Annotated in this window: 8 protein-coding genes; 2 read left to right on the top strand and 6 right to left on the bottom strand. The window is 75.3% G+C overall.

The features are described 5' to 3' along the window. Positions 1-37 precede the first annotated feature (37 nt). The 4 genes from ACFUMH_RS16750 to ACFUMH_RS16735 all read right to left on the bottom strand — a co-directional run bounded on the left by ACFUMH_RS16750 (position 38) and on the right by ACFUMH_RS16735 (position 5,419). Entirely contained in the window at positions 38-1,438 is a 1,401-nt protein-coding gene (locus ACFUMH_RS16750) for a hypothetical protein (protein ID WP_378208219.1), read from the bottom strand. A gap of 282 nt (positions 1,439-1,720) precedes the next feature. After that, positions 1,721-2,554 carry a CDP-alcohol phosphatidyltransferase family protein gene (locus tag ACFUMH_RS16745; RefSeq protein ID WP_378208216.1) on the bottom strand — a complete coding sequence of 278 codons (834 nt, stop codon included), beginning with the start codon at positions 2,552-2,554 and terminating at the stop codon, positions 1,721-1,723. Then, positions 2,551-3,852, bottom strand: coding sequence for a DUF1972 domain-containing protein (locus tag ACFUMH_RS16740; RefSeq protein WP_378208222.1), 1,302 nt, complete (start codon positions 3,850-3,852; stop codon positions 2,551-2,553). The genes ACFUMH_RS16745 and ACFUMH_RS16740 overlap by 4 nt, the downstream gene beginning before the upstream one ends. Before the next feature lie 37 nt (positions 3,853-3,889). Next, a complete protein-coding gene (locus ACFUMH_RS16735) occupies positions 3,890-5,419 on the bottom strand; it encodes a sugar transferase (RefSeq protein ID WP_378208211.1) in 1,530 nt (509 codons plus the stop codon). Positions 5,420-6,010: 591 nt separating this feature from the next. Between ACFUMH_RS16735 and ACFUMH_RS16730 the strand changes: the two genes are divergently transcribed. Further along, entirely contained in the window at positions 6,011-8,080 is a 2,070-nt protein-coding gene (locus ACFUMH_RS16730; protein WP_378208207.1) for a PKD domain-containing protein, read from the top strand. A 124-nt stretch (positions 8,081-8,204) separates the two neighbouring features. After that, positions 8,205-9,203 (top strand): DUF6492 family protein, encoded by a 999-nt coding sequence (locus ACFUMH_RS16725; RefSeq protein ID WP_378208203.1) that lies wholly within the window; start codon positions 8,205-8,207, stop codon positions 9,201-9,203. A gap of 27 nt (positions 9,204-9,230) precedes the next feature. On the opposite strand, the gene pth is transcribed toward ACFUMH_RS16725, so the two are convergent. After that, on the bottom strand, positions 9,231-9,848 hold the full coding sequence (gene pth, locus ACFUMH_RS16720) for an aminoacyl-tRNA hydrolase (RefSeq protein WP_378208200.1): 618 nt from the start codon (positions 9,846-9,848) through the stop codon (positions 9,231-9,233). A 153-nt stretch (positions 9,849-10,001) separates the two neighbouring features. After that, positions 10,002-10,619, bottom strand: a complete 618-nt coding sequence (locus tag ACFUMH_RS16715; RefSeq protein WP_378208196.1) for a 50S ribosomal protein L25/general stress protein Ctc — start codon at positions 10,617-10,619, stop codon at positions 10,002-10,004. Between the last annotated feature and the right edge of the window lie 294 nt (positions 10,620-10,913).

Raw genomic sequence — 10,913 nt, 5'->3', positions numbered from 1 at the left:
CGGCGGCGGGTCGGCCGCCGTGCGGCGTCCCCGTGGGTCAGCTGCCGCGCAGCGTCACGGACGTCGCCGCCCCGTCGGCCCAGCGGTTGCCGCGCAGCTGGAGCAGCGGGATGGTCCCGGCGTCGGCGATGATCGCGCAGCCGCGGTGCACCTGCGTGCGGTCGAAGACGTTGTCCGTGAGGACCAGGCCCGACAGCGGACCCACCGACTTCTCCGCGAGGTTGACGGAGCACCCGCCGCCGCCGATCCGGTTGCCGGCCAGCTGCAGGTCCCGCACCGCCCCGCGGTCCTGCGTGACCATGATCGCCGCGTTGTGCGTGTCCTCGAGGACGTTGCGCAGCAGGCGGATGTTCGACCCGGCGGCAATCTGCACGTTGTCGTCGTGCGTCGGCCCGCCGCCGAAGTTCGCGTCCTTCTCCCAGTGCAGGTTGTCGTGCAGCCACGAGTCCTGCACCAGCACGTCGCCGCCGGTGAGCATGAGCTGGTCGGTGACGGAGTGCACGTCGACCCGCGTCATCGTCAGGCTCTGCCCGATGACGCCGCGGACGTGCGGCGAGCGGTCCTTCGAGTAGAGCTCGGAGTCCTCGATCGTCAGGTTCCGGGCGTCGCCGATCATCATGACCAGGCCGACGCTGCTGTCGGCGGGGCGCCCGCTCACGACCGAGCGGCGGATCGTCACGTTCGACGCCTCCACGCGGACGATGCCGCGGACCTCGACCCCGTCGACCACCGTGCCGGGCGTCGTGATGCGCATGTCGCCCTCGTGCACCGTCAGCCGGGTCCCTGCGGGCACGCCGGTCGTGTCGGGGCCGGGCACGCCGGCGGGCGGGCGCCCGGCCGCCGCCCGGCTCGGCGTGGGCGTCGGCGTGGGCGTGGCGGTCCGCGTCGGGACGGGCGACGCCGTCGGCTTCCGCGTGGGGGTCGGGGTGGGCGACGCCGTCGGCTTCCGCGTCGGGGTCGGCGTCGCCGTCGGCTTCCGCGTCGGGGTCGGCGACGCGGTCGGCTTCCGCGTCGGCGCGGGCGTCGCGCCCTCGACGTCGTAGCCGACGACGCGCACGGTCAGGCTGACGCTGGCCGCCGAGCTGTGCAGCGTGACCTCGCGGCCGGCGCCGCGCAGGTCGACCTGCACGTGCGTGTTGCGCGCGGCGCGCGTCGGCGTCGTCATGGCCGGCTCCGCGAGGCACGCCCGCGTCGTCCCGTCTCCGCTGCACACCGAGACCTTCGTCGGGCGCCACGCGAGCCGGCCCGTCACCGACAGCCGCACGCCCGTGGCGCGGGCGGGCACCGGGAGCCGCAGCGTGTGGGTCCCGCCGGGGCCGACGACGTGGTTGGTCAGCACCCGCTCGTCCAGCGCCACGAACGTCGTGGCCGCCTCGGCGGGTGCGTCCCGGAACACGGCCGGTGCCGTCGCCATGCCTGCGGCGAGGAGGGCCGTCATGGCCGCCCCCACCACCCGGCGTCGTCGACGCCCTCGTCGCTCCTCGTGTCGCCGGTCTGCGCGCGTTGCCGTCATCTCGGTACTCCCCGTCGGCGGCGGGACCGCTGGCCCCCGGATACGGGAGGCGACACTAGGACACCCCTGCCGAACGGGTGAACATCGGACAAACGTCACCCACACGTGTCAGTCGTGGACGCGCGACCACGGGCGGCGCCGGCACGGCGCGCTCACCTGGGACGTCGGCCGGATCGTGATGCGACCGAGACACTGCTGTGATGTGCGTCACACGGGCGCAATCGCCAGCGTGCGCATCTCCTGGTACCACTTCGTCGCGGCGGCGGCCGTGAAGGCGGCCGTGCACCCCACGAGGACGGCGTAGACGAGGAGGAACGCACCCGGTACGGCGAGGAGCAGGAACGACAGGCACAGGACGCCGTAGTCCGTCGGGGCCACCAGCAGGGAGCGCAGCCACGGGGCACGCCCTCCCGTCGCGGCCGCGCTGCGCACGCCGTGCGCGCGCCGCAGCTGCTCGGTGAGGATCATCGCGAAGAACAGCACGGAGCCGACGACGACGTGCACCAGCGGCACCACGGCCCACGCCGGCTCCGCCCAGCCGTGCACGTGCATGCCGACGAGCAGCGCCACCGGCAGCGTCACGATCTTCACGGCGTCGACCACGTGGTCGAGCCACTCCCCCGCGCTGCTGCCCGTGCCCGTGAGCCGTGCGACCTGCCCGTCGGCCGAGTCGAGCGCGTAGCCGAGCACCAGGCACGCCGTCACGGCCACCGCCTGCACCGCCCCGGCCGGCAGCACCGCCAGCAGCGCGACGCCCGTGAACGTGGCGAGCGCGCTCAGCCCCGTCACCTGGTCCGGCGTCAGCCCCGCGCGGTACGCCCACGCGGCGAGGTGCCGGCCGAGCCGCCGGTTGACGAACCGCGAGTACGCGGGCGCGCTGCGGGCGGCCGGCTTCTGCGCGGACCGCAGCCGCTCGAGCACCTCGCGGTGCGACTCCCGCGGCTCCGGACGACGACCCGCGCGGCCCGGGCCCCGGACCGGACCCGCCCCCGTCCCGGACGCCCCCGTCCCGGCCGGCTCCGTCGTGGTGGTCCCCGTCATCGCCGCGCCCCCGTCACCGTCTCCGCCGGCGCCGCCGCGGCCCCGGCGTCCGCGGCGACGGGCACGTCCGCCGCCACCTCGTCCCGCACGCCCACCTCGTCCCGCACGCCCAGCTCGTCCCGCACGCCCGCCACGGCCGGCACGTGCACCGCCGTCCCGGCGCGCTGCGCCGTCGCCGGGCGGCGGCGCACCCGCTGCGGCCCCGGCGTGCGCCGCGCGTGCAGGTCCCGCGCGAGGGCCTCGTACCCCGCGGCCACGTCGTCCCAGTCGTACGCCCGCGCCCGGCCCTGCAGCACGTGGCCGCGCGCGCGTGTGACCGCCGCGTGCAGCTCGGCGGCCTCGACCGCGCGGGCGACGCCCGGGACGTCGTCGACGTACACGCCGTCGTCCCCGAGCACGTCCCGGTTGAACGCCACCGCCCACGCGATCGTGGCCGTGCCCGCGCCGATCGCGCGCAGCAGCGACGGGTTGGTGCCGCCGACGGAGTGCCCGTGCAGGTAGGTGCGGGCGTTCGCGTACAGCTGGTCGAGCAGCTGCGCGTCCCACACGCCGCCGACGAGCCGCACGCGGGGGTCGTCCCCCGCCGCGGCCCGCACGCGAGCCGTGTAAACGTCGGCGTACGGCGCGGAGCCGACGACCACCAGCGGCAGCCGCGCCCCGCTCGCGACGTAGCCCGCGACGAGGACGTCGACGTGGTTCTCGGGCTCGAACCGGGCGACCACGAGGTGGTACCCGTCGGGCGCGAGGTCGAGCTCGGCGAGCCGGTCGGTGCCGGCGTCCTCGAGGATCGGCGCGCCGTAGGCCAGGAGCGTGGTCGGCACGCCGAACTCGGCCGTGTAGTAGTCGGCGATACCCGGCGCGTCGGCGATGAGGGCGTCCGAGCACCGCACCGCCATCTCCTCGGCACGGCGGTAGTAGCGCTGACCCGCCGGTCCCCACTTCGCGCGCTGCCACTCGAGGCCGTCGACGTGCGTCGCGACGGGCACCCGCGCGGCCCGCAGCACGGGCAGCAGCGGAGCGTTGGCGGCGTTGAACACGAACGCCACGTCGGTGCCCCCCGCGGCCACGAGGTGCCCGACGGACAGGGCCGTGTGGCTCAGCGTCTCGAGCGAGCGCCGCCGGACCGCCGGCACCACGACCCGGCGCATGCCGAGGTGCTCGCGCACCCCGACGTCGGACGCGTGCTCGCGGCTGTAGACGACGACGTCGTGCCCGCGCTCGGCGAGGCGGCGCCCGACCTCCTCGACGGCGGTCTCGAACCCCCCGTACCGCGCCGGCACGCCGCGCGTGCCGACCATCGCGACCCGCAGCGCGCCGTCCGCGCGCGCCCCCGCCTCAGTACGCACCTGCGCCTCGCAGCACCGCACGGCCGGTCTTCCACAGGATCATGAGGTCCATCGCCACCGACCAGTTGTCCGCGTAGCGCAGGTCGAGTCGCACCGCCTCGTCCCACGCGAGGTCGGAGCGGCCGCTCACCTGCCAGAGCCCCGTCAGGCCCGGCTTCACCGCGAGGCGCCGGTGCACCTCGTCCTCGTAGGCGTCCACCTCGCGGGCGAGCGGCGGCCGCGGGCCGACGAGCGACATGTCGCCGCGCACCACGTTCCAGAGCTGCGGCAGCTCGTCGACCGAGAACCGGCGCAGCACGCGCCCGACGGGTGTCACGCGCGGGTCCGCGCGCATCTTGAAGAGCACGCCGGCCCCCTCGTCCGCGTCGCGCAGGGCGAGGAGCCGCTCCTCCGCGTCGGTGTGCATGGTCCGCAGCTTCCAGATGGTGAAGGGCCGGCCGTCGATGCCGATGCGCGTCTGCCGGAAGAAGGGGTGCCCCGGCGACGTCAGGGCGACGGCCGCCGCGGCCAGCAGCACGACCGGCAGCACGGCGACGCCGAGCAGCGCGGCCAGCGTCACGTCGAGGACGGTCTTGGCGACCATGCGACGGCGCGGCGGGTCGACCTCCACCTCGAGCAGCGACAGGCCCACCGTGGGGCGCACCGACAGGCGCGGACCGGAGACCTCGACGATGCCCGGGGCGACGACGAGGTCCGCGCCGGCGCGCCCGAGGGCCCAGGACAGGCGGCGCAGCGCCTCCCCGCTCAGGCAGGAGCCGGCGACGATCACGACCTCCCCCGCGAGGTCCGCCGCCACCTGCACGACGTCGGCGACGCCGCCGACCACCGGGACGCCCGCGACCATCTCGGCGTCCTGCACCGACGGCAGGCACACCCCGTCCACGCGGAAGCCGTGGTGCGGCGTGGCGGAGAGGTCCTCGACGACCCGGCGCACGGACGCGACGTCCCCGACGACGATCGTGCTGCGCATGCCCACGCCGTCGCGGCGCCGCCGGTGCAGGTGCCGGCGCAGCGCGTAGCGCGCGGTGCAGGCGGTCAGCGCCAGCAGCGGCAGCCCCACGAGCACCGCGGGACGCGGCACCGCGACGCCGAACGCGAACGCGACCGCCATGGCGAGCACCGCCGCGGCGCCGGACGCCCGCAGCACCGCCTGGAACTCGCCGGGGCCGTCGCCCAGCACACCGCGCCGGTACCCGCCGAACGCGGCGACGAGCGCCACGAACACGACGGCCGCGAGCACGGGGACGAGCGCCCGCTCCCGCCCGCTCACGCCGTCGCCCAGCACGGCCGCCGACGCGGCGAGCGCCGTCGCGCCGTCGAAGGCGGCCGCCACGAGCGCGTGGCGCAGCCCGACGGTGCGCCAGGCCCGCTCCCGTGCGGCCACGTCGTCGTTGAACGGCGTGCGGCGCCGCTCGAACGGCTCGGTCGAGGCCCACGACCGGCGTGGTCCGAGTGCCGGCGCTCGGCGCTCCGACCCGTCGTGCGACGAGATCTCGCCGCGGTCTGCGGTCAGCGTCACAGGTCCTCCCCCCGGTGGATCGATGCGTGGTCGCCTCAGCGGTCTTCCGAAGGGTAGGAGCGCCACCTGCCCGCTTCATCATGTTCCGTCCGATTTCACCCTGTGTCTCCCGTTCTCACCCTGTCCGTCCATGCGCTGCCGCCTCCCGCGAGCCAGGGGCGCGCCGGCGCCTGGGTAGTACGTCCCAGACGCCCGCGAGCAGCCCCGCGGCGCGCCCCGACGCCGCGGCGCAGCCGTCACCCGATCGGTCGAACGCGATTCCGCAGGTCAAGCGCCGTGAATACCCCGGAAGCCACCGAACCGCGCCATCACGGGCGTCGGGTGAAAATCGGTGATACGTATCACCGATAGTGAAATCACCTAGCCCGGTCTTGGCGTACTTATCCGGGTTCGTACGGGTCCAGACCGCTGATTTCGCACAAATCGGGCACTGATCGGCCTCTTCACGTACGAGTGAATGCTTCGTAGGATCGAGTCATCGCCGCAGCCGATCGGCTGGCCAGGCCCCTCCGGGGAAATGCGTCACAGGGCCCGTGCGCGCATTTGTGACCCCGGCCACACACCCTTTCCTTGAAATCGGAGTCATCTCGCATGCACTCGTCCTTCCGCAGCACGCGCGGTCCCGTCCGGGCCGTCGCTGCCGCCGCCGTCACGGCCGGCGTGGTCGTCGCCCTGTCGCCCACCGTCGCCTCCGCCGCCCCCCGGCAGGAGTGGCCCGTCCTCGCTGCCGACGCCTTCTCGCGCACCACGGCCGGCAGCTGGGGCTCCGCCGAGAACGGTGGCGCCTGGGCCCACAACGGCTCGGCGGCCAGCTACGCCGTCTCCGGCGGCGTCGGGAACCTCGTCGTCCCCCGTGCCGGCTCGACCATCCAGTCGTGGCTCGGCACCGTCGCCTCCACCGACAGCGACGTGTCCCTGACGGTGGCCGCGGGCTCCGCGATGACCGGCTCCGGTGCGCACCTCGGCGTCACGGCCCGCCGCGTCGGCGGCCAGGAGTACGCCGCCAAGGTGCGCCTCCTCGCCGACGGCACCGCCACCGTCGCCCTCGTCGACGCCGGCACCGTCCTGCCCGCCGTCGCCCTCCCGGGCACGTTCGCCGCCGGCGAGCGCATCGCGGTGCGCGTCCAGGCGTCCGGCACCGCCCCGACGACGCTGCGTGCCAAGGCGTGGCGCGCCGGCCAGGCCGAGCCCGCCGACTGGACCGTCTCCGCCACGAGCAGCACCCCGGCCCTGCAGGCGCCCGGCCACGTGGGCGTCAGCGCCTACCTCGCGGGCAACGTCACGAACGCGCCCGTCACCTTCGGCTTCGACGACCTGCGCGTCACCACGGCGAACCCCGTCGCGGTGCCGAACACCGCCCCCGTCGCCGCGCTGGACGCCTCCACCGCCCGCAAGAGCCTCGTCGCCCGCGTCGACGGCTCGCGCTCGACCGACGCCGACGGCGCCGTGACGGCGTGGGCCTGGAGCTTCGGCGACGGCACCAAGGCGACCGGCCGCACGGCGGAGCACACCTACGCCGCGGCCGGCACCTACACGGTGAGCCTCACCGTCACGGACGACGAGGGCGCGACCGCCACGACGACCCGCCCCGTCACGGTGACGGCTCCGAACGTGGCGCCCACCGCCGCCTTCCCGGCGCCCGCGGTCGACGGCCTCACCGCGTCGGTCGACGCCGGCACCTCGGCCGACGCCGACGGCCAGGTCGCCTCCTACGCGTGGTCGTTCGGCGACGGCACGACCGCCACCGGCCGCACCGCGCGGCACACGTTCACGGCCGCCGGCACGTACACCGTGCAGCTGACCGTGACGGACGACGACGGCGCGACCGCCACGACCACGCGCAAGGTCACCGTCGCCGCCCCCGCCGAGAAGACGGTCGCGGCCACCGGCCGCCCGAACGCCGACACCACCGGCATGCCGGCCGGCAGGTCGTTCAGCAAGGTGCACGAGGGCAACCTCGTGATCACCCAGGCGAACACCGTCATCGACGGCTGGGACATCCGCGGCTACGTCACGGTCAAGGCCGCGAACGTCACCATCCGCAACTCCTACATCCGCGGCACGAAGACGCCGCAGGCCGCGGACCTCGTCCGGGTCCAGGGCGACGCGTACTCCGTGACCATCGAGGACTCCACCCTCATCCCGCAGACGAAGTCGGCGAACCAGGACGGCGTCAAGGGCTGGAACTTCACCCTGCGCCGCGTCGAGATCGCGGACGTCATCGACCCGGTGCACATCCACGGCAGCAACGTGCTCATCGAGAAGTCGTGGCTGCACCGCAACGCGCACTACGAGCAGGACCCGAACTGGGGCGGCAAGCCGAGCCACGACGACTCGATCCAGCTCCAGAAGGGCGCGAACGTCACGATCCGCGACAACACGATCGAGGGTTCGCACAACGCCGCGCTCATGCTGACGCAGGACGCCGGCGCGGTCTCGAAGCTCAGCGTCACCGGCAACTTCATCGACGGCGGCGCGTGCACGATCAACGTCAAGGACGCGAAGATCGGCGCCCCGACCGGCGTCACCATCGCGAACAACACGTTCGGCCGCAACACGCAGTACAAGAACTGCTCGGTCCGCGTCCCCACGGCGTACACGCTCGACCTGCGCAGCAACGTCTACCCCGACGGTGTCGCCGTGAAGCGCACGAACATCTGACGCACGGCACCACCACGCACGGCACCACCACGCGGCGCGGGGCGTCGGACCACCCGGTCCGGCGCCCCGCGTCGTCCGTTCCGCCCGATATGCTCCGCCTGCCGACGAGGGGGAGGAGCGCCGCGTGGCACTGACCTGGGTGACACCCGTCTTCGAGGCGGAGGTCCCGCTGCTGCACCTGCAGGCGCGGTCCCTCGCCCGGCACCTCCCGCCGGCCGACGCGGCCGACGTCGTGGTGCTCGACAACACCGCGCGCGGCCTGCGCGCGGCGGACCGCACCGCCCTCCTGGCGGCCTACGGCGCGCACGCCCCCCGGGTCCGCGTCCTGCGGCCCGCCGACGTCTGCCCGCTGCCCCGCACGTCGGGGTGGCGCCGCCAGCAGGCGCTCAAGCTCGCCGTCGCGCGGTCGGTGCGCACGCCCCACTACGTCGTCCTCGACGCGAAGAACCACCTCGTCGCACGCCCGGCGCCCCACGCGTTCGTCACCGCGGACGGCCGCGCGCGCGTGCGCGGCTACGGGTACCGCACGCACCCGCTGCGGCCGGCGTTCGGGCACGTGCTGACGCACCTCGGCATCGACCCCGAGGCGCACGTCGACCGGTTCGCGTCCACCGTGACGCCCTTCGTGCTCGACACCGAGGTGGTGCGGGCGCTCCTGCAGGACGTCGAGCAGCGCGCGGGACGCCCGTTCGCGCACGCGTTCGTGGCGGACGACCTGACGGAGTTCTTCCTCTACGCCGGCTGGGTGGTGCGCCGCGACGGCACCCTCGACCGCGTCATGGAGCTCACGGACGAGCCCAGCGCGACGATCTGGCCGCGCGGGGCGACGGTCGACGGCGTGCGCGAGACGGTGGCGACCGTCGCGTCGCACGCGCTCCCCCTGCTCGCCGTGCACCGCAACGCCGTGCCGCGGCTCGACGCGCCGGCCCGGCGCGTCCTCGCCGCGTTCTGGGCGGAGCGCGGCCTCGTCGACTCCGAGGACGACGGCGTCGCGCTGCTCGCGGGCATGGCCCGGCGGCACGCCGTCGAGCGGCGCCGCCAGCAGGTGCGCGACGTGGTGCCCCGCGCGCTGGCGGTCGCGCGGCGCGCGCGCCGGGGACGCAGGGAGGCGGCCGCCGGCTGAGATCGGGCCGCCGCCGGCTGAGGCCGGTCAGACCTTCGTGTGGAACCGCTGCTGCGCGGCCTCGAGCCCCTCGAGGACCACCGCCTCCACGGCGTCGGCGGCGCGGTCGACGAGCCACGGCAGGTCCTTGCGCTCGGCCGCGCTGAAGTCCCGCAGCACGAAGTCGGCCGGGTCCATGCGCCCCGGCGGACGCCCGACGCCGACGCGCACGCGCACGTAGTCCTTCGTGCCGAGCGCCTTGGTGGTGTCGCGCAGGCCGTTGTGGCCGCCCTCGCCGCCGCCCTTCTTGAGGCGCACGTCGGCGAACGGGATGTCGAGCTCGTCGTGCACGAGCACCACGCGGTCGGGCGGCACGTCGAGGTAGCGCGCCAGGCCTGCGACGGGGCCGCCGGACTCGTTCATGTACGTCGTGGGCTTGGCGAGCAGGACGCGCGGGCCGGGCACGCCGCCCGGGCCGGTGCCGAGCCGCACCTCGACGGCGGTCGCCTGCGGGCGGCGGCCCAGCGACCCGACCCGCCCGCCGAAGGTCGCGCGGGCGCGCGTCGCCAGCTCGTCGAGCACCATCTGGCCGACGTTGTGGCGGTTGCCGGCGTAGCGGTCGCCGGGGTTGCCGAGGCCGACGACGAGCCAGGGTCCGTCGGTCATGGGGTCCTCCGTGGGGGCGGGGTGCGGCGGGCGGGGTGCGGCGGGTGCGGTGCGGCGAGCAGGGCGCTGCGGCGACCCGGCCCGGTCAGGTCCGGACGCGCCGACGCCCGGCACCGTGGGACGGTACCGGGCGTCGGGCGGTGGCGGTCCGGGTCAGGCGTCGGCGCCCGAGGCCGCGGACTGCTGCGCGGCGAGGTCGGCGACGGCCTGCTCGTCGGCGACGTCGGCCGCCGAGGCCTGCGGCTCCGAGACCGCGACGACGACCTGGTCGGCGTCGCTCATCAGCGTCGAGCCCTCGGGCAGGACGACGTCGCCCGCGGTGACGGAGGTGCCGGCCGCGAGGCCCTCGATGGAGACCTCCACCTCGGACGGCAGCTTCGTCGCGTCGGCCTCGAGCGACAGCGTCTGCGTCTCGACGACGTGGATGGTGCCGGGGGCCGACTCGCCCGTCACGACGACGGGGACGTCGACGGAGACCATCTCGCCGCGGCGGACGATGAGGAGGTCGACGTGCTCGATGACCTGGCGGACGACGTCGCGCTGGACGTCCTTGACGATCGTGAGGACCGTCTCGCCCTCGAGGTCGATCTCGAACAGCGCGTTGGTGTGCTTGAGCGCGAGCATCGTCTCGTGGCCGGGGAGGGCGACGTGCTGCGGCTGCGTGCCGTGCCCGTAGAGGACGGCGGGGACCTGGTGGGCGCGGCGCAGGCGGCGGGCGGCGCCCTTGCCGAACTCCGTGCGGGTGGTGGCGGCGAGCTTGACGTCGGACACTGCGACTCCTCGGGGGGGGACGTGGCGCGCCGTGCCGGGGAGGGCGGGCGCGCGGGATGCGGGCGGACTCGGGGCCGGTGGACCGGCCGGGATGCGGGCACGGGGCCCGGTGGCCTCGACGCGGGACGCAGGACGGGCGGCACGCGGAGGCGTCCACCCAGTCGATCACGGAGCCGGGGGCCGTCCCGGAGCAGGAGCTCCCGTCCGACCGTCCGTCGTCCCTCGCCGAGGCAACCTGACGATCCTACCCGGTGCGGCCGGGTGCGCGGCACCGGCCGCCGCGCGGGTGCGCGA

Origin of the sequence: Cellulomonas sp. NPDC057328, assembly GCF_042667215.1 — a bacterium.
Lineage (GTDB): Bacteria > Actinomycetota > Actinomycetes > Actinomycetales > Cellulomonadaceae > Cellulomonas.
The sequence above is the reverse complement of the archived record's forward strand: the minus strand, read 5'-3'. Positions and strand labels throughout refer to the sequence as shown.